Source organism: Paeniglutamicibacter sp. MACA_103, from assembly GCF_045798555.1.
Taxonomy (GTDB): domain Bacteria; phylum Actinomycetota; class Actinomycetes; order Actinomycetales; family Micrococcaceae; genus Paeniglutamicibacter.
On sequence record NZ_JBIXLN010000007.1, the window covers coordinates 22906 to 41758 of the forward strand.

The 18853-nt window shown below is 67.6% G+C and carries 16 protein-coding genes; 7 read left to right on the forward strand and 9 right to left on the reverse strand.

The genetic code is table 11. The features are described 5' to 3' along the window. Positions 1-1545: a tripartite tricarboxylate transporter permease gene (locus ACIPVK_RS04975; protein WP_407610853.1), complete on the forward strand. Its 1545-nt coding sequence runs from the start codon at positions 1-3 to the stop codon at positions 1543-1545. Positions 1546-1684: 139 nt separating this feature from the next. Here ACIPVK_RS04975 and ACIPVK_RS04980 read toward each other — a convergent pair whose 3' ends face one another. Both ACIPVK_RS04980 and ACIPVK_RS04985 read right to left on the reverse strand, forming a co-directional pair. After that, positions 1685-3145, reverse strand: a complete 1461-nt coding sequence (locus ACIPVK_RS04980; protein ID WP_407610854.1) for an aldehyde dehydrogenase family protein — start codon at positions 3143-3145, stop codon at positions 1685-1687. Between the two features lie 292 nt (positions 3146-3437). Continuing rightward, positions 3438-3698: a hypothetical protein gene (locus ACIPVK_RS04985; RefSeq protein WP_407610855.1), complete on the reverse strand. Its 261-nt coding sequence runs from the start codon at positions 3696-3698 to the stop codon at positions 3438-3440. A gap of 48 nt (positions 3699-3746) precedes the next feature. On the opposite strand from ACIPVK_RS04985, the gene ACIPVK_RS04990 reads away from it, so the two are divergent. Then, complete coding sequence (locus ACIPVK_RS04990; protein ID WP_407610856.1) at positions 3747-4340, forward strand: GNAT family N-acetyltransferase; 594 nt, start codon at positions 3747-3749, stop codon at positions 4338-4340. Positions 4341-4365: 25 nt separating this feature from the next. Here ACIPVK_RS04990 and ACIPVK_RS04995 read toward each other — a convergent pair whose 3' ends face one another. After that, the gene (locus ACIPVK_RS04995) at positions 4366-5163 is read right to left on the reverse strand and encodes a dioxygenase (RefSeq protein ID WP_407610857.1); all 798 of its coding nucleotides are present in this window, start codon (positions 5161-5163) and stop codon (positions 4366-4368) included. Positions 5164-5359: 196 nt separating this feature from the next. Between ACIPVK_RS04995 and ACIPVK_RS05000 the strand changes: the two genes are divergently transcribed. Together ACIPVK_RS05000 and ACIPVK_RS05005 are read left to right on the forward strand one after the other, a co-directional pair. Then, positions 5360-7273, forward strand: coding sequence for an FAD-binding monooxygenase (locus ACIPVK_RS05000; protein ID WP_407610858.1), 1914 nt, complete (start codon positions 5360-5362; stop codon positions 7271-7273). 54 nt (positions 7274-7327) lie between these two features. Next, positions 7328-8116 (forward strand): IclR family transcriptional regulator, encoded by a 789-nt coding sequence (locus tag ACIPVK_RS05005; protein ID WP_407610859.1) that lies wholly within the window; start codon positions 7328-7330, stop codon positions 8114-8116. 55 nt (positions 8117-8171) lie between these two features. Here ACIPVK_RS05005 and ACIPVK_RS05010 read toward each other — a convergent pair whose 3' ends face one another. The 3 genes from ACIPVK_RS05010 to ACIPVK_RS05020 all read right to left on the reverse strand — a co-directional run bounded on the left by ACIPVK_RS05010 (position 8172) and on the right by ACIPVK_RS05020 (position 11773). After that, positions 8172-9581, reverse strand: a complete 1410-nt coding sequence (locus ACIPVK_RS05010) for a 2-hydroxycarboxylate transporter family protein (RefSeq protein WP_407610860.1) — start codon at positions 9579-9581, stop codon at positions 8172-8174. Between the two features lie 76 nt (positions 9582-9657). Further along, positions 9658-10536 carry a hydroxymethylglutaryl-CoA lyase gene (locus ACIPVK_RS05015; protein WP_407610861.1) on the reverse strand — a complete coding sequence of 293 codons (879 nt, stop codon included), beginning with the start codon at positions 10534-10536 and terminating at the stop codon, positions 9658-9660. A gap of 1 nt (position 10537) precedes the next feature. Further along, positions 10538-11773: a CaiB/BaiF CoA transferase family protein gene (locus tag ACIPVK_RS05020; RefSeq protein ID WP_407610862.1), complete on the reverse strand. Its 1236-nt coding sequence runs from the start codon at positions 11771-11773 to the stop codon at positions 10538-10540. A gap of 258 nt (positions 11774-12031) precedes the next feature. On the opposite strand from ACIPVK_RS05020, the gene ACIPVK_RS05025 reads away from it, so the two are divergent. After that, entirely contained in the window at positions 12032-12688 is a 657-nt protein-coding gene (locus ACIPVK_RS05025) for an IclR family transcriptional regulator (protein ID WP_407610863.1), read from the forward strand. A 16-nt stretch (positions 12689-12704) separates the two neighbouring features. On the opposite strand, the gene ACIPVK_RS05030 is transcribed toward ACIPVK_RS05025, so the two are convergent. Then, on the reverse strand, positions 12705-14984 hold the full coding sequence (locus ACIPVK_RS05030) for a LuxR C-terminal-related transcriptional regulator (RefSeq protein WP_407610864.1): 2280 nt from the start codon (positions 14982-14984) through the stop codon (positions 12705-12707). A 463-nt stretch (positions 14985-15447) separates the two neighbouring features. Here ACIPVK_RS05030 and ACIPVK_RS05035 point away from each other — a divergent pair, with 463 nt between their 5' ends. Further along, positions 15448-16956 (forward strand): SulP family inorganic anion transporter, encoded by a 1509-nt coding sequence (locus ACIPVK_RS05035; protein ID WP_407610865.1) that lies wholly within the window; start codon positions 15448-15450, stop codon positions 16954-16956. 4 nt (positions 16957-16960) lie between these two features. Here ACIPVK_RS05035 and ACIPVK_RS05040 read toward each other — a convergent pair whose 3' ends face one another. Continuing rightward, positions 16961-17392, reverse strand: coding sequence for an acyl-CoA thioesterase (locus ACIPVK_RS05040; RefSeq protein WP_407610866.1), 432 nt, complete (start codon positions 17390-17392; stop codon positions 16961-16963). 84 nt (positions 17393-17476) lie between these two features. Between ACIPVK_RS05040 and ACIPVK_RS05045 the strand changes: the two genes are divergently transcribed. Then, positions 17477-17926 carry a pyrimidine dimer DNA glycosylase/endonuclease V gene (locus tag ACIPVK_RS05045; protein ID WP_407610867.1) on the forward strand — a complete coding sequence of 150 codons (450 nt, stop codon included), beginning with the start codon at positions 17477-17479 and terminating at the stop codon, positions 17924-17926. On the opposite strand, the gene thpD is transcribed toward ACIPVK_RS05045, so the two are convergent. Continuing rightward, on the reverse strand, positions 17923-18822 hold the full coding sequence (gene thpD / locus ACIPVK_RS05050; RefSeq protein ID WP_407610868.1) for an ectoine hydroxylase: 900 nt from the start codon (positions 18820-18822) through the stop codon (positions 17923-17925). The genes ACIPVK_RS05045 and thpD overlap by 4 nt on opposite strands. Between the last annotated feature and the right edge of the window lie 31 nt (positions 18823-18853).

Here is an 18853-nt window from a genome sequence, read left to right on the forward strand (position 1 = left end):
ATGGAATCATTAACCCTGCTCATGGAGGGCTTCGCGCAGGCCTTGACTCCCATGAACCTTTTGTGGGTGGTCATCGGTGCCGTCCTCGGAACCGCCGTGGGCGTGCTGCCCGGACTCGGTTCGGCAATGGCCGTCGCGCTTCTGCTTCCCATTACCTTTTCGCTTGATCCGACCGCGGCATTCATCATGTTCGCCGGGGTTTACTTCGGCGGCCTCTTCGGGGATTCAACCTCCGGGATCCTGCTCAATACGCCAGGCAATTCATCTGCCATCGCTTCCACCTTCGAGGGCCACCGCATGGCACTTGACGGCAGGGCAGCGAAGGCACTGGCCACCGCTGCCATGGGAGCCTTCATCGGCGGTCTCATTGCGACGACCGTGGTCGTATTCTTCGCCCCGGTGCTCGTGAAGATGGCAACGGCATTCGGCCCCGCCGAATACTTCGCCCTGGCGGTCTTCGCTTTCCTCGCGATTTCCTCGGTGGTCTCCGATTCCGTGGTCAAGGGCCTGATGGCCTTGGGACTGGGTCTGGTCCTGGCCCTGGTCGGCGTGGACGGGCCGTCCGGAACGCCCCGATTCACCCTCGGTATGCCGCAGCTCTTCGACGGCATGTCCATCGTCGTGATCACCGTTGGGCTGTTGGCACTGGGTGAAGTCTTGCATATTGCCTCACGTATCCACCGCGACGAGACGGCCGTCCGAGTCGAATCCAAGGGCCGGCCGCGGCTTGAGATGCGCGACATCCGCAGGGCGATGCCAGCCTGGTTGCGTGGCACGGCATTCGGCGTTCCCTTCGGCGTCATTCCCGCCGGCGGTTCCGAGGTACCCACGTTCCTGGCCTACGGCACGGAAAAGAGGCTCGCTGCCCGCAACGGAGACACCGATTTTGGTACCACCGGGTCGATCCGTGGCGTCGCCGCCCCGGAAGCCGCGGCAAATGCCACGGCTGGCACCGCCATGGGAGCGCTTCTCGCTCTCGGCCTGCCCACCTCGGCAACCGCTGCCATCATGTTGGCTGCCTTCCAGCAGTATGGGATGCAGCCGGGCCCGTTGCTGTTCGAACGCAGCGGTCCGATGGTCTGGACTTTGCTTGCGTCGCTGTTCATTGGCCTGGTTGTCCTGCTGGTCTTGAACATGCAGTTCGCCGTGCTCTGGGCCAAGCTGCTGCTCATCCCCCGGCACTACCTCTACGCGGGCATCGCGGTGCTCTCGGTACTGGGCGTCTACGCGATCAGTTCCTCGATCGTCGACCTGTGGATCCTGCTGGGCGTGGGCCTGTTGGGCTTCCTGATGCGCCGCTACAAGTTCCCGCTCGCCCCGGTACTGATCGCGGTCATCCTCGGTCCCCTGGCCGAAACGGAACTGCGACGCGCACTGACGGTCTCGGAAGGCGACCTGTCGATCCTCATCGACAGCCCGGTCACCATGGTGCTGTACGGGCTGTTGGCCATTACCCTGGTGATCACCGGTATCCAGCACCTGCGCCACGGCAAGGCGGCACGGAGCCAGGCGACCACATTCGACGCCGATAAGCTCAGCGTCTAGGCATTCGGGGTCCCTGGACCCGAACCACCGTCCAAGGGGGTGAAGGTCGACACGGTTTGACCGTGTCAACCTTCACCCCCTTTTTACGTTGCGCTGGAAGCGACCCCTCGCTGCGGGACGGATCGTCAGTTGGTCCGGTTTAGAACGGGTAGGGAGCGATCTCCGGGCGCATGGTCAGCCACTGGGTCTCGGTGAAAGCCTCCATGTTGGCCGCCGGCCCGCCAATGCGCCCGCCGTTGCCCGAATCCTTGACCCCGCCGAACGGCGAGTTGGCCTCGTCGGAGACGGTCTGCTCGTTGATGTGCACCTTGCCGGATTCGACCCGGTCGGCGATCTTCATGGCCATTCCCACGTCCCCGAGGATGGCCAGGGAAAGACCGTAACTCGATGCATTGGCCATCTCGACAGCTTCGTCGATGGTGGAGAAGCTGCGCACCGGAGCTACTGGTCCGAAGATCTCCTCCTTCCAGGCATCGTGGTCCGGGTCCAGGTCGGCCAGGACGGTGGGCGGGTAGAACCATCCCTCGCCGCGCTGGCCGCCGGCGGCCAGCCGGGCGCCGCCGGCAACGGCGGACTGCACCATGGAATCAATCCGCTCCAGCTGCCGGCCGTCGATGATCGGCCCGATCGCCACGGTTCCGGACTTCGGATCTCCCATAGGCAGGTTCTGCGCCTTTTCGGCCAGCGCCGCCACGTATTCCTCGTAGATGTCCTGGTGCACAATGTGCCGGCCGGTGGCCATGCAGATCTGGCCCTGGTGCATGAAGGAGCCAAATGCCGCAGCGGACGCCGCCTTGGCCAAGTCGGCACCGGGAAGCACGATCATGGCGCTGTTGCCGCCCAGTTCGAGGTGGGCGCGCTTGAGCAGCCGCGCGGCGCTCTCACCGATCTTGCGACCGGCGGCGGTCGACCCGGTGAAAGCGATGACGCGCACCTCCGGGGCCTCGACCACGGCGGCCCCGACGTCCGCGCCGCCGGGAAGCAGGTGCAACAGTCCCTCGGGCAGCCCTGCTTCCTCGAAGATCCGCATGATGGCCACACCCGCGCAGACCGAGGTGCGCGGATCGGGCTTGAGCAGCACCGCGTTGCCCAGGGCCAGGGCCGGGGCAACGGCACGAATGCCCAGGATCAGCGGGAAGTTGAACGGGGCAATCACGCTAACGACACCGACCGGGCGGCGCCGGGCGAAAGACCAGCGCTCCTCGTTGGTGGTGAGCACCTCGCCGGCCGGAAGCGAAGGCAATGCAGAGGCCTCGTAACACTCGTTGGCCGCGGTGTGCGTCTCGAGCGCCGCCTTGGCGGGAATGCCCCCGGATTCGCGCACCAGCCACTCATTGACCTCGTCCGCGTGCTCCTCCCAGAGCAGGCCGGCCCTACGCAGCACCGCGGCCCGTTCCTCCGGCTTCTTCGCGGCCCAGGCAACCTGTGCCTTGGCGGCCGCCGTGGCAGCACGCAAGACGTCGTCGGCGGAGGCCAATCCGAGGGTGCCCAGCACGTTTCCGGTGGCGGGCTCCACGACGTCCTGGGTGCCGGCGCCGCCGACCACCCAGCCGTTGACGTTGATCTTTGAGTTCCAGAGTGATTCTTCAAGCAGCGACACTTTGTGGTTCCTTATCTGGTGGACTGGTTTGCGGTGCATGGGCTTCGCAGGCGGGTTCCTTGGGACGGGGAGCTGGCGGTTCGTTGGTTGCCAGGTGATGAGAACATCCCGCAGGCGGTGACGGTTCATTTGTTGCCCCTCCAACCTGGTCCCCTCGTGCGACCTGCCCCCTATGCCCACGCTAGGCCGGAACCTGGCAACAGTCCAACGAATTTGCCTCCACGTGTCCATCGGGCTCGTCGATACCTCAAGGGCCCCGAGATGCTGGACCTCGGCCCCTGCTCGTCGAGAATTACGTGCCGCGCTTCCATGTGTTCACCAACGCCTGTCTGCCCGGGCGCAAGTTGGCGGCGGAGCTTTCCAGCGCCGAATCACTGGTCGATGAACACAACTCCCTGCAGTCGCCGAATGCCTTCCACCCGCAGCGGCACACGTCAAGGCGATCCAGACGCCCGAGGCCAAGCGCTGCCCAAACAGCTCCGGCCGCGATCTCCAGGTGATCCTGAAGGTAGCGGCCGGGGTCGGTTAAAGAGGTATGAAAATCAGTTTCCACGGTCGCCGGCTTGTAGCCGGGAGCGGGATGGAACGGCAGAATGGGCATATGCCCGCGACCGCATCGATCCACCGGTGGCAGACCCATCCGGTCACCCCGGACCGCTTCGAGGACTTCGCCGACGTCATCAATCCCACCCGACGGGACACGCATTGTTGGTGCCTCTCGCACCGCCTGCGGGTCAAGGACATCGAGGAGCTTGGCGGCGGCAGCCGCGAAAACGCCATGCGCAGACTCTGCGAGCGGGAGAACCCGCCCGGGGTGATCACCTACCGCGACGGCGAACCCGTCGGATGGTGCAGCATCGGGCCGCGCGCCGAGATCCCGCGCCTGACCGCCTCAAAACTCATTCGCCCCGTGGACGAGGTCCCGGTATGGTGCATCATCTGCGTGGTGGTGCGCAGCGGGCACCGCAGGCAGGGCGTCATCCGGCACCTGCTCGAGGGTGCCGTTGACTACGCGGCGTCCCGCGGGGCACCGGCCCTCGAGGCCCACCCCGTGGATCCGGTGGGGCGCATGGACACCACCATGGCCTTTGTCGGCACCCGGGCGATGTTCGAGCAGGCCGGGTTCAGGGTCATCGGCACCACCGACGCGGTGGCCAGCAGGATGCCGCGGCTGGTCATGCGCCGCGACCTCTGAGGCAGTACCCGGGAACACTCCAGGTTTAGGTGAGCGACCAGGAGCGCTTGGACAGGCCGAACCAGAAACCGTCGATGGCGGTCTTGGCCTCGATGCCGCCGGAGGCATATGCCGCGCCGAGTGCAACATAGAGCGGCGCCCAGTGCTCGGAGCGCGGGTGCGCCTCACGTGCGGCCGGTGCCTTGTGCAGGAAGTCGAGGATGGAATCCACGTCGCCGCGGGCCATGGCCTCTTCGGCCCAGTGGTCGAATTCGCTCGAGGCGGCCGGCGGGGCGACGTCCGGTCCGCCCGCCGGGTTGAACCAGCGCAGGTTGTGCGTGGTGAAGCCGGAACCGATGATCATGGTGCCGCGGTCGCGCAGCGGGGCCAATGACTGGCCGAGGGCGAAGAGGCCCTGCGGATCCAGCGTGGGCATAGACATCTGCACCACCGGGACATCGGCGCCGGGGAACATTTCCTTGAGCGGGACGTAGGCGCCGTGGTCCAGTCCGCGGGTCTCGTCGCGCTCCACGTGGTGGCCATGGTTGCCGGTCAGCCGGGCGACCTCGTCGGCCAGCTCCGGCGCCATCGGGGCGTCGTAGCGCACGTCGTAGTAGTGCTGCGGGAAGCCCCAGAAGTCGTAGACCAGTTCCTGCTTTTGGCGCGTGGCGCTCAGCGACACCGGTGCGTTCTCCCAGTGCGCGGAGATCATCAGGATGTCCTTGGGCTTTTCCATGGTGCCGGACCACGCTGCGAGCTCGGCGGTCCAGGTGGCGTCGTCGGCGAGCGGCGGGGCACCGTGGGAGAGGAAGAGTACCGGTGGGCGGTCGGCTGCTGTAGTCATGGAATCAGCATACACCCATTTTGGTTGATGCTTCAAGTAATATCACCGTCGAAGTCATGTTTCTTGGATCACCACGGGAATCGACTTCGCGCATTCTGCTGTGCAGAATGTCTTGGCGCCGGGAAGGATGCCGGTCCTACCGTGGATGAACCAGATCACATCGCCGCCCCAGGGCGCCGGCAGACCAAGGAGCAGCATGCAGTTCTACCAGGATGGCTACCGTCCGGGCGACCCCGAGGTCCGCCCCGCCGCACCCGGACGCCGCGCACCGGGAACCTTTCCGACGCAGGTGGACGTGCTCATCGCCGGCACCGGCCCCGCCGGTTCGGTCCTTGCCGCGCAGCTGGCCGAATTCCCCGACATCTCCACCCTCGTCGTCGAGCGCCGCGAGGCGCCTCTCGAGCTGGGGCATGCCGACGGGGTCGCCTGCCGCACCGTGGAGATGTTCAACGGCTTCGGACTCGCCGAGCGACTGATGCGCGAGGCCTACTGGGTCAACGAGACCAGCTTCTGGGGCCCGGCATCCGGCGACGGGATCGCACGCACCGGCCGGATCCAGGATGTCGCCGACGGGCTGTCCGAGTACCCCCACGTGATCGTGAACCAGGCCCGCATGCAGGACCTCTTGCTCGAGCACATGGCCAACTCCCCCAGCCGGCTGGCCCCCGACTACGGGCTGGAACTCATCGATGTCAGCATCGCCGACACCGGCGACTACCCGGTCACCGCAAGACTGCGCCGCACCGGCGAGGATCCCGGCAACGAGATCACCGTGGCCGCGAAGTACGTCGTGGGCTGCGAGGGAGCGCGCTCGAACGTCCGCCGCTCGCTGGGCATCAAGATGCAGGGGGACGCACGCAACCACGCCTGGGGTGTCATGGACATGCTGGCAGTCACCGACTTCCCCGACATCCGCCTGAAGTCCGCCATCCAGTCGGCCTCCGGCGGCTCCATCCTGCTGATCCCGCGCGAGGGCGGCTACCTGGTGCGGCTCTACGTCGATTTGGGCGACATCGACCCCGGGGACCGCGAGGCCCGCGGGCGCTTCACCGCCGACTCGGTCATCGAGGCCGCGCAAAAGATCCTGCACCCCTACACGCTGGACGTGAAGGAAATCGCCTGGTGGAGCGTCTACGAGGTGGGCCAGCGCATCGCCGAGCGGTTCGACGACGTGCTGCCGGAAGACCGCGGCACCCGCACCCCGCGCGTCTTCATCGCCGGGGACGCCTGCCACACGCACAGTGCCAAGGCCGGCCAGGGCATGAACGTGTCCATGCAGGACGGCTTCAACCTGGGCTGGAAGCTGGCCGCGGTGCTCCAGGGCCGCAGCCCCGAGTCCCTGCTGGACACCTATTCCGCCGAGCGCCGGGTCATCGCCCAGGAGCTGATCGACTTCGACCTCACGTGGTCCACCGCCATGGCCGCCAAGCCCAAGGACCCGGCGAACCCGGAGGCCGGGGGCATGGACGCCGCCGAGCGCCAGGGCATCTTCACCCAGGGCGGGCGGTTCACCGCCGGATTCGCCACGGACTACCAACCGAGCATGATCACGGGGGCCGACACCCACGAGCACCTGGCCACCGGCTTCCCGGTGGGCGAGCGCTTCCACTCCTCCGGCGTGATCCGGCTGGCCGATGCCAAGCCGCTGCAGCTCGGGCACCAGGCGCTGGCCGACGGCCGCTGGCGGATCTACGCGTTCGCCGACGCCGCCCGCCCCGACACCGCCGATTCGCGCCTGGCGGCGCTCTGCACCTTCCTCGCCGAAGATCCTTCTTCCCCGATGCGCGCCTTCACCCCTACAGGGGCCGATACCGACGCGGTATTCGACGTGCGCGCGGTGCTGCAGCAGCACCACCGCGAGGTGGAGCCCGGAGACGTGCCCGCGTTCCTCTTTCCGCGCAAGGCGCCGCTGGGGCTCATCGACTACGAGAAGGTCTTCACCGCGGATGCGGCGAACGACATCTTCGCCGCGCGCGGGATCGACCGCGTACACGGCGCCATCGTGGTGGTCCGCCCGGACCAGTACGTGGCCCACGTGCTGCCGCTGGATGCCCACGCGGAGCTGGCCGGGTTCTTCGCCGGCATCATGCGCGCACCGGCGCTCGTCTGACCTTTATGCGGTCGCGGGCTCCATGGAACCCGCGACCGCCCGTAGGATTCTGTTGTGCAGAAAATTAATCGGATCGTCAAGCGGCCCGTCCACGCCGTCGAATCGGTGGAAAACGCCTTGCGCATCCTGGTGCTGCTGCAGGAACGCGATTCGCTGCGCATCGTCGATGCGGCCAGGGAGCTGGGCGTGGCACCCTCCACGGCCCACCGGCTCCTGGCGACCCTCGTCTACCGGGGCTTCGCGGTGCAGGATCCGCAGAAACACTACGCCGCCGGACCCAACCTGCACCTCGATGCGGCCCGGAATCCGGCCAGGAGATTGGTCGCCGCGGTGCGCCCGCAGCTCGAGGCGCTGGCCGCGGCGACGGGCGAGACGGTGAACCTGGTGGAGCGCGTCGGGGCGAGCGCCCGGTTCCGCCACAGCGTCGAAGGTCCGCAGCTGGTGCGGATCGGCGACCGCACGGGAACGGTGCTCCCGGCCGCCACCTCTTCCGCGGGGTTGGCCGCACTCTCGGTCCTCTCCGATGCGGCCGTCGCCCAGCTCTACCGTCGCCGGGCAACCCGGAGCGACGGGAACGAGCTGGATGCCGACGGCCTGGCGCACTTGCTCTCCGAGCTCGCGCAGGTCCGGGCCAGGAACTACGCGATCAACATCGGCCGCACCGAACCGGAGCTCGCCGCCATCGGCGCTCCCGTGGGTCCGCTGGCCAACGGGAAGTCCTTTGCGCTGTCCCTCAGCGCACCGATCTCCCGCGCCGGGGACCTGCAGGGCGCCAGGGTCGTTTCCCTGCTGTTGGCCGCCTGCGACGGCATCCGCGGCGCCCTGGACACGCAACCGGAATGACGGATGGCCCCCGACACCGAGTGTCGGGGGCCATCCGTCCGCGGGCCGGGAACGGCTAAAGCACCAGGAACGGGACCAGCAGCGAGGTCACGAACAGCACCAGCGCGCCGCCGAGCCGGTTGGTCAGCGCGGCAAAGGGCATCAGGTGCATGCGGTTCGCGGCGCTGAGCACCGCGACATCTCCGCTGCCGCCGGTGTCCGCCATGACCAGGCCCGGGGTGATGGAGGCTTCCACGAAGTTGAACTTCATGAGCCAGCCCAGGATGCCGGAGGTCAACGTCGCGATCAGCACCGTCACGACGGTCAGCAGGATGAACTTCGGGTTGCTCAGCGAGGCGACGACCTCGTCCATGTCGATGTAGCTGATGCTCACGCCCACCAGCAGCGCCGGGACCATGGTGGCACCCACCATGTCGCCCCAGTCGGCCGTGGATTCCTCGATGTCCTTGGGCAGCCAACCGAAGATCTTCACCGCGGCGGCGGCAATGATGGTCCACGCGTAGGGGTGCAGGACCTCGAGGTAGGAGCCGACCAGTTGCCCGAAGATGAACAGCGCGCCGGCGAAGAGCAGGCCCTTGCCCAGGGCAATGAACGAAGAGGCCTCGTTCTTGGGCGGCAGGGACAGCTCGGACTTCTTGCCCTTGATGCGCATCAGTTCGCCATGGCCGTTGAAGCCGACGAAGAACTGCTTGCGGGTCTTGCCCAGCCCGTTGTAGATGCCCGCAATGATGATGCACACGATGTTGGCCACCACGACGGCCGACATCAAATCGCCCATGAACGTCGCCGAATCCTCACCGGTGCGGGCCGCGTACATCTCGCTCATCGGCAGCGCTCCCACGCCCAGCCCGCCGGCCATGATGGGGGCGGCAATGAACAGGATGCCCTCCATGAACCCGAAGCCGGTGGCAGCGCCCAGCAGCCCGACCAACACGAACGTGGCGGCCAGGCAGCCGACCAGCGGCACCGCGAAGCGCGGCCCGGCCTTCAACAGCAGCGCTCGCGGCATGCCCAGGATGGAGCCGGCGATGATGGTGATGACGAAGAAGTCCAGGAAGCCGTGCCCCTTGACGAAGTTCTCCACGACCTCCACCAGGTTCGCCGGCAGCAGGTCGAAGGACATGAGCGTGGCCGGGATGAAGGTGCACAAGACCGTGGGCAGGCCGAAGTCGCGCACCACCGGGAACAGGTTGCCGATCCAGATCAGCAGCCCGCCGAGCAGGATGGTGACGGTGAAGCCCGAGAGCATGGAGTCGGGCAACTTGCCGGTGGCCGCGGCGATGAACACCATGGCGGCGAGCACGATGAACAGTGCGGCCGGCAGGCTGGCGATCCGGGTGCCGCGCGGGCCGGGGAAGTGCGTGCCGCGCAGCTTGCCGACTTGGGGTTCGACGCGGCGCTGCACGCCGGGCTCGTCGGGGTGCTGGTTCTCAAGGGTGGAAACGGGGTTTTCAATCTGAGACATCGTCGTCCTCGCAGAATGATGGGGCGCACCGGCTCCTGGTTCAGGCTTCCCGGCGTGCGGTGGATGGGAGGTGTTTCTAGTGCCCGGCCAGGGCGCTCACCGGCAGTGCCGGGGAGTTGGACACCGTTGTGCGGGCCAGGCGCACGGCACGGTTCAATGCCGTTTCGTCGATCCCGGTCTCGTGTCCGGCGGCGTGCAGGTGGGCCACGAGTTCCTCGGTGGCGAGGTTTCCCGCCGCGCCCGGGGCAAACGGGCAGCCGCCGTAGCCGCCCAGCGCGCTGTCGAAGCGCGTGATGCCCGCCGCGATGGCCGCGTCGACGGTGGCCAGCGCCTGCCCATGGGCGTTGTGCAGGTGCAGGTAGTAGGTCAGCTCCGGCTCCGCGTCCTGGACGTGGCGCACGCTGGCCATCAGCCGCTCGGTGGGGGTGGTGCCCAGGGTGTCGGCCAGGCCGATCTGGGTGATGCCCATGTCCTTGAAGGCGCGCACCACGCGCAGCAGGTGCCCCGGATCGATCTCGCCCTCGAAGGGGCAGGTGAAGGCGGTGGAGATCCCGGCGAAGAAGTTGATGCCCGGGTGGGCCGCCACGTCGGCGGCGAGGGATTCAAGCGCCTGCTCGATGCTGGACCCGGCGTTCGCGCTGCTGTGCGCCTGGCTGGCGGAGGTCACCACCTGGATGTCGGTGGCACCGGCGGCCACTGCCCGCACGATCCCCTTGCCGTTCAGGGCCAGGGAGGTGAAGGTCGCCCCGGTGCCGGCCGGCAGCCCGGTGAGCACCGCGGCCGCGTCGCCCATCTGCGGCACGCGGGCCGGGTTCACGAAGGAGGCGACCTCGAGCCGCTTCACGCCCGAAGCCAGCAGCGCCTCGGCAATGGAGAGCTTGTCGGCCGTGGAGACGATGACGTTTTCGTCCTGCAGGCCGTCGCGCAGGAAGACGTCGGTGATGTGGATCTGCATGTCAGTTCTTCTCCTTGACGCCGAGCGAGTCGATTTCCTGGGTGCTCAGGCCCGCCAGGTCGCGCAGGACCTCGTGGGTGTGTTCGCCGAGTTCCGGGCCGACCCAGTTCACGCGGCCTTCGTGCCCGGGGATCTTGGGGACCACGCCGGGGAAGCGGATGAGTTCGGGTTCGTCCTCGATGACGACCTCGTGGGTCTGGATCATGTCGCGGGCCAGGTAGTGCTCGTCCTTGGCGATCGAGGGAGCGTCGTAGACCGGGCCGGCCGGCACCCCGGCGGTGTCCAGCGCGTTGAGCACGTCGGCCAGCGGCATCGAGCTGGTCCAGGCGGCGATGGCTCCGTTGAGTTCCGCTTCGCGCGCCCCGCGGCCCTCGGTGGTCAACAGGGTTTCGTCGGAGGCGAGGTCGTCGCGTCCGATGGCCTTCATGAGGCGGATGAACACGGAGTTGGAGTTGCCGCCGATCACGACCTCCAGGTCGTCCCCGCACGGGTAGGAGCCGGTGGGCACGACGCCCGGCAGCGCGCCGCCGGTGCGCTTGCGGACCATGCCGTAGGCGTCGTAGTCCGGGACCAGGGACTCGAGCAGGGAGAAGACGCCCTCGTAGAGCGCCACGTCGACGATCTGCGGGCCCTCGCTTTGCACGCCCTTGGCCTTCTGGAACATCAGCATCAGCGCGCCGATGACGCCGTAGAGACCGGAGACGGTGTCCCCGACGCTTGCTGCGGCGCGGCCGGCCGGGCGGTCCGGTTCGCCGGTGATGTAGCGCAGGCCGGCAAAGGACTCGGCCGAGCTGCCGAAGCCGGCGCGGTTCTTGTAGGGTCCGGTCTGGCCGTAGCCGGAGATGCGGACCATGACCAGGTTGGGGTTCGCGGCGTGCAGCTCCTCCGGGCCCAGTCCCCACTTTTCCAGGGTGCCCGGGCGGAAGTTCTCGATCACGACGTCGGTCTTGGCCACGATCCTCAGGATGGCCTCGCGGCCCAGCTCGCTGCGCAGGTCCAGGGCGACGGACTTCTTGTTTCGGCCCATGGTGCGGAAAAGCATCGAGGTGGTGCCACGGGTCTTGCGCCAGTCGCGCAGCTCGTCGCCGCCCTCGGGCTTCTCGATCTTGATGACTTCGGCCCCGAAGTCACCGAAGAGCCGCGCGGCGAACGGGGCGGCAATGAAGCTTCCCAGTTCCAGCACGCGGATCCCGTCCAGCGGCAAGGTGCTGCCCGGGAGATGGAGATTTTCAGTCATGGTCTTGGCCCTTTTCTTCGGCGGCTACATCGAAACTTCCCACACAATGGGATATGATTCCCTGCAGGCAGGAAGACAGTAGCAAGTGATTCAGGACACAGCAAGAGGTGTTGCGGCAAAAGCTGCACATCCAGCGCCCCGGACCCCGGCCCTGGGCGCGAAACGCGACATCACGGGCTGTTTTCCCGGTTCAGGAAAAATTGCGTCACAACCCACGGGCGGCAGCCACATGCCCGCCCACATCAGGAGGAGTCAGTCATGACCGAGACGACGGCAACCAGCAATCGCATGCTTGAACGCGTCGCCCTGGTCCTAGACGCGGTGGATGGTTCGTCCGCCTCGGCCAGCGAGCTGGCGCGGCGCACCGGACTGTCGGTGTCAACGGTCCACCGTCTGGCGCTGTCGATGGTGGAGTACGGGTTCCTGCGCCGCATCGATGACGGCGACTTCAAGCTGGGCCACCGCTTCGTCCGCACCGCGCTGGAATCGATTGCCGCCCCGGTCCTCACCGAGCTGCGCAATGCCACCGGGGAGACCGCCCAATTGTGGATTCGCCGGGGAGAACGGCGCATCTGCCTGGTGACGGTGGACAGCCAACACGAACTCAAGGCCACGCTCCCGGCGGGCTCCGCGCTGGAACTGCCCAACGGGTCGAGCGGGCGGCTGCTCTCCCGCGATCCGGAGGCCCTCGATTCCGTGGAGCAACACGGATGGGTCGAATCGGTGGGCCGGCGAACCCCGGGCCTGGGCTCGGTCAGCGCGCCGGTCATGCTGCGCGACCAGATGATCGCCACGCTCTGCCTGGCCGTGCCACTGATCCGGGTCGAGGCCTCCCCCGGCCTGGACTTCGGGGAGAAGGTCGTCCGCGCGGCACGGCTGATCGGCACCGAACTGGAAATGGGCAAGCAACTCTAGGGACGCCTCCCCGGGCTCAGAGGCCCCAGGCCCGCGCGTTCGCCAGCGCCTGCTCCACGTCTGAGGCCTCCAGCTTCCGATAGAGGCTGCGCATCTGGGACTTGACCGTGTTTTCGGACCGGTAGTCCGCCTCGGCAATCTGGCGACGGGTCATTCCCGCACGCAATTGCCGCAAGACCTCTTGTTCCCGCACTGTCAGGACCGGTCTCCGCGGCAACGGTGCGGGCGCGAGATCCAGCGCGTACCCCAGCCTCTGGAGCTCTTCGGGATCAAGCTCCAGGTGCCTGCCCACCTCGGACCATCCGGGGACAATGCCCAGAATCGCGAGTTCGTAGAGGACCCCCGAGTCCCGATGCTCCTGTTTCACGCGCTGCAATGTCTCCGGAGTCGGGCCATGGGGGTTCCGGGCGGCGATATCCAAATACAGCGCCAGGTTTCCCCGCCGTCGCATGCCCCCGGTGAGCGGGACTTCCTGAAGGGCCGCCAGTGCCGCATCGGGATTTCCGCCCAGCAGGTGGCCGAGCGCAACCAGCAGGGGGTCCCTGTTTTCGATCCCGGTTCCAGGGCGCACGCCGCCGCGCTCCAGGATCTCGGCCAGCAGCAGCGTGTCGTCCAACAACCTCTGCGCCAGGGGCGCGGCCGCCGCGTAGCGACGCTCTTGGCGCAGGGAGGAGATCAACCCCCGCGCCGCATCGAAGATCCCGGCATTGAGTTTCTGCAGCGCCAGCAGCTGGGCATGCACGGACCAGAATTCGTCGTTGTCCACGACGGACGGCAGGGTGCCCATCTCCACATCGAAGCCGGCGTAGTCGAGCCGGGCCAGGGCCAGGAGCGCCCGGGCCATCGCGGCCGTGCGCTCCACCATCACCCTGCCCCACCCGACTTCGCCGATGGAGGCGTCGTGCTTGGCCAGCCAGCGCATGGCAGAGCCGCTGTCCCCTTCCAGCACATCGAGCAGCGCCATCTTTCCTGCCACGTCGGCCAGCAGAAAGGCCTTGTCGGAGACCTGCGCCCAGTGGAAGCCCCGCTCATAGGCCTGGCGGGCCTCGGCGTCGCGGCCGGCCAACTGCAGGGTGATCCCGGCCTGGAGTTCAACCATCGACACCAGTGCCGGGTTGAGCCTTTGGGCGTCAAGCGCCCGGTGCAGCGCCTCGCGGAGGCGCTTCGCGGCGGCCGCCGCTTCCGGGTAGAACCCGGACTGCCGCAGGTGGAGCATTTCCAGAATGCCCACCGTCAGGGCGTGGGTGTTTGGTCTGGCGTATAGCCGCACCGTGTCACGATGCAGGCGCTGGGCCGTTTGGTTGGTGGCGTAGTCGGGTTCGAACCCCGGCATCTGCAGGGCAATTCCGTCACGGTCCGCCTGGCCCAGCATCCGCAAGCCGATCCGCATGTACTCGGTCTGGTTCGCAATGAAGCGCGGGATCTTGGCCGCGACCACGCCCAACTGCTTGGGGTTGCGCATGAGGATGTCCACCCAGTTCTCCAGCAGCATGTTCAACAGCGCCTGCCAGCTGCGGCGCGCGACGGCCGACTCCACCGCTGCGCCGACCCCGCGGGTTGCGGCCATCGCGTTGACGGCGGCCTGTTCCAGCACGGCGGTGGACTCGCGGCCACGCAGTGAGACCCGTTCCGCCAACACCTTGCGCACCATTGCCGGCATCATCCAACCGCCCCGCCCGTCGGCTTGCACCAGGCCCGCCTCGACGAGTTCCTCCAAGGTGTGGACCACCGGGGAAAATTCGCCGTAGAAGGCCTCGACGGTGCGCCTGTCGTACGCGGGCAGGAACGCCGCCTCCGACAACGCCCCGTCCGGATCGCGGCTGGCCAGCCAGAGAGCCAGGCCGCTGCGGATGATCTGCTGGGCGCGGGTGTGGGCCTGCGGATCCGTTGCAAGGGCCCGCGTCGCTGCGAGCCACCCTCCGGACAACTCGTGGATGCGACGGGCCTCGTCCCGCTCGGCCGCTGCTCCCGGGCCGACAAGCTGCGCCGTCTCGCCGGCATCCAGCAGCAGGTCGCGGTGTTTTGCCACCAGGCACGGGGTTCGGGAGGCGAGGTCCCAGAGGGAGGCGGCCGGCGCCAGGATGACGGCCAGGTGCAACGTGGCATCCGCACGGAGCCGTTGAACCAGCAGGTCCACTTCGGTTGCCTCGTCGACGCCCCCGCCGGACCAGTCGAGCACTTCCCCGGCCTTGTCCCCGATCCACGAGTGCGCAAAACTTGAGCGGCCGGTGCCGGCCGCGGCGCGGATGAACAGCAACCTGCAGGTTCCGTCGTCCCAGGCCAGGAACCTCGCCATGGCTGGATGAATGGCCTGTCGACCGGATGCGGCCCCCATGCCACCCCTTCCCCCTATGCGCTCGTCGCACGTTCACCGGTGCGCCGAGGTGGCAGCTGCGGTTGTCCCCCCAAAATGCCGCCAGTGCCACATGGCGACGGGCCACTTGTTACCTCATCCTAAACGCCATCTCCCCGTTTTGACCCTCTGCGGCAACACCTGGACGCCGCCCCCCAAGGGGCCGGGAAGCGGGCAGCAATCCACTTCGGCAGTTCACGCACCCTCCGGCGCCGGGTCGTTTCCCCCGGCGCACGGAATGTCCTCTCGGACACATCGGCCACCCGCGGCGCCCCCGACTCCCCTAGAATTGGGCTGAATCCCCTGTTTTGCGCCGCTGGTGCGACATCCTGCCCCTTGGTTGTGCCGGAGGGTCCACCGAGGCCGGCGCACCCGCACGCCCATTCTTCCGAACGGAAACCTTTTCATGCCTTCCCTGCCCGCCACCGCAATCGCCGCGCCGACGCCGGTCGAACGCCAGTCGGTGCTTCGCACCCTGCGCTCCCCCCGGCTGCTCGGCGTGGAGATCCTCGGCGGACTGGTGGTGGCCCTCGCGCTGATCCCCGAGGCGATCGCGTTCTCCATCATCGCCGGGGTCGACCCCCGGGTGGGGCTGTTCTCCGCGTTCACCATGGCGGTGACCATCGCGGTGGTGGGCGGGCGCCCCGCGATGATCTCGGCCGCCACCGGCGCGGTGGCCTTGGTCATCGCACCGCTGGTGGCAAGCCACGGCGTGCACTACCTGGTCGCGGCCATCCTGCTGGCCGGGGTCTTCCAGGTCCTCCTGGCGGTGTTGGGCGTGGCCAAGCTGATGCGCTTCATCCCCCGCCAGGTCATGGTCGGGTTCGTGAACGCGCTGGCGATCCTGGTGTTCATCGCCCAGCTGCCCGAGCTCATGAATGTGCCGTGGCTGGTCTACCCGCTGCTGCTTCTCGCCTTGTTGATCGTCTTCGGCCTGCCGCGGATCACCACCAGGGTCCCGGCCCCGCTGGTCGCGATCGTGGTGCTCACGCTCATCACCGTGCTCGCCGCCGTCACGGTCCCGACCGTCGGAGACAAGGGCGAGCTTCCCTCCAGCCTCCCGGAGCTGTTCTTCCCGCAGGTCCCGCTGGACTTCGAGACCTTCAAGGTCATCGCCCCCTACGCGCTGGCCGTGGCCTTCGTGGGGTTGCTCGAATCCCTGATGACCGCCAAGCTGGTCGACGACGTGACCGACACCCGCTCCAGCAAGACCCGCGAGGCCTGGGGCCAGGGCGTGGCCAACCTGGTGACCGGGTTCTTCGGCGGCATGGGCGGTTGCGCGATGATCGGGCAGACCATGATCAACGTGAAGGCCTCCGGCGCGCGGACCCGGATTTCCACGTTCCTGGCCGGCGTCTTCCTGCTGGTGCTGGTGGTGGTCTTCGGCGACGTCGTGGCGCTGATCCCCATGGTCGCGCTGGTGGCGGTCATGATCTTCGTGTCGTGGGCGACCTTCGACTGGCATTCCATCCGCCCCTCCACCTTGCGCCGCATGCCCAAGAGCGAAACCTCGGTCATGCTCATCACCGTGGTGGCCACGGTGTCCTCCCACAACCTCGCCGTGGGCGTGGGCGCCGGCGTGCTCACCGCGATGATGCTCTTCGCCAGGCGCGTGGCGCACTTCGTCACGGTGAAGCGCACGGTGGACCCGACGGGCGAAACCGCCACCTACACGGTCAACGGCGAGCTCTTCTTTGCCTCGTCCAACGACCTCTACACCCAGTTCCAGTACGCGCTGGACCCGGGACACGTTCTCATCGACATGCACGCCTCGCACCTCTGGGACGTCTCCACCCTCGCGGCGCTCGACGCCATCACGGCCAAGTACGAGGCCGCCGGCACGCGCGTGGAAATCGTCGGCCTGAACGAGGCCAGCGCCGCCATGCGCCAGCGCATGGCCGGGCACCTGGGCTAAGCGGTCATGTCGTGGCGGCCGCCACCGCTCCTTCGAGCCAGCTGCGCTCGAGGTCGCTGAGCGGGCGCGAGGACAGCCCGTCCTCGGCCAGCGGCACCATCACCGTGGTGCCGTCGAAGACCGGGGCCCCGTCCTGGAACCCCACGTGGCGCAGCGAGAACGACTTGGTGCCGATGCGCACCACCGACAGCTGGATGGTCATCGTCGGCTGGTAGTACAGCGGACGCAGGTAGTCCAGCTGCAGCGAGGCCACGACGGTGCCGAAGGGGAAACGTCCCGCCTTGCCGCGCGGCTGCGTCCAGCGCAGCCGCGCCTCTTCCATCAGCGTGACGATGCGGGCGTTGTTCACGTGCCCCAGCGCGTCCTCGTCGGACCAGCGCAATTGCAATTCGATGTCGATGGGGGCCTTGGTGACGGCGGCGTGGTTTTCGCTCATGGATCCCATTGCACCAGAGCGGGGCAAAAGCGCGCAGAACATGAAGTTCGTGGTCGCCGGCACCGCTACGCTGGTTGGATGCGCATGTGGAGCCTGCACCCGACATTCCTGGACACCAAGGGCCTGCTCGCCTGCTGGCGCGAGACCCTGCTGGCCCAAAAGGTGCTGGACGGCAGGACCGCCGGCTACCGCAACCACCCGCAGCTTGAACGCTTCCGCGCCACCGCGGATCCGTTGGCGGCGGTGGGAAACTACCTGGAGGGCGTGGCCTTGGAGGCAGACGCGCGCGGGTACAACTTCAACCGCGCCCTCATCCTGCACCCGCCGGCGGCCGGCCCGGTGCACATGTTCACCGTGACCACCGGCCAGATTGCATACGAGCGCGGGCACCTGCTGGCCAAGCTGGCCGTGCGCGATCCGGAGCGGGAGGCGCATCTGGCTGCGGTCGATCCGCCCCGACTGCACCCGGCCTTCGAGGCCGTCCCCGGGGACATCGAGTCCTGGGAACGGCCCGAAACCGGACGCCGGGGTTAGCCGGCCGGGGTGAAGTCCCGCGCCCCGATGTAGTCGGGACGCGGCTCCGCGGCACCGAACGGCTCCACCAGGGTGTTTTCCACGCTGTTGAACACGATGAAGATGTTCGAGCGCGGGTACGGGCTCACGTTGCCGTTCGAGGCGTGCATGCAATTGGAATCGAACATCACGGCTCCGCCGGCCTTGCCCTCGAGCACGTCGATCCCGTATTCGTCGGCGAATCGGGTCAACGTCCCCTTGTCCGGGGTGCCGGCGCCCTGCATGATGAGCGACTTCTTGTAGTTGTCCTCCGGGGTCTCGCCACCGCAGGAGACGTACTTCTGGTGCGATCCGGGCATGATCATCAGCGGCCCGTTGAACGAATAGTTGTCGGACAGGGAGATCGAGATGCTCACCGCCCGCGGGGTCGGCATGCCGTCCTCGGCGTGCCAGGTCTCGAAGTCCGAGTGCCGGGAGAATTCCTTGCCCTCGAAGCCGGGCTTGAAGTTGACCCGGGACTGGTGGATGTACACCTCCGAGCCGAGGATCTGCCGGGCACGGCCCACCACGCGCGGGTCGTTGGCGATTGTCTTGAAGACCTCGCTGCTGCGGTGCACGTCGAAGATCGAGCGGACCTGGCGCGACTTCTCCTCGATGATGGTCCGCTCGTCGGCCCGCACGCCGGGGTCCCGGGACATCCGGCGCAGCTCGGCCTGCAGCACCGCCAGTTCCTCGGCGTCGACCAGCTTCTCGATGGCCAGGTAGCCCCTGGCCTCGAAGCCCTGCAGGGTGTCGGCGTCGATCGGACCGTCGGCCGCGGTTCCCCGGACCACCGGGTCCGGGCGGTCGAGCACCGCGTAGTCGCTGCCCGTTCGTGTGGGGTACGCATCTTTCACCCGATGCAGTGTCTGGCTCATGTTCGTTCCTCCTCGGTTTTTTTACTTGCCT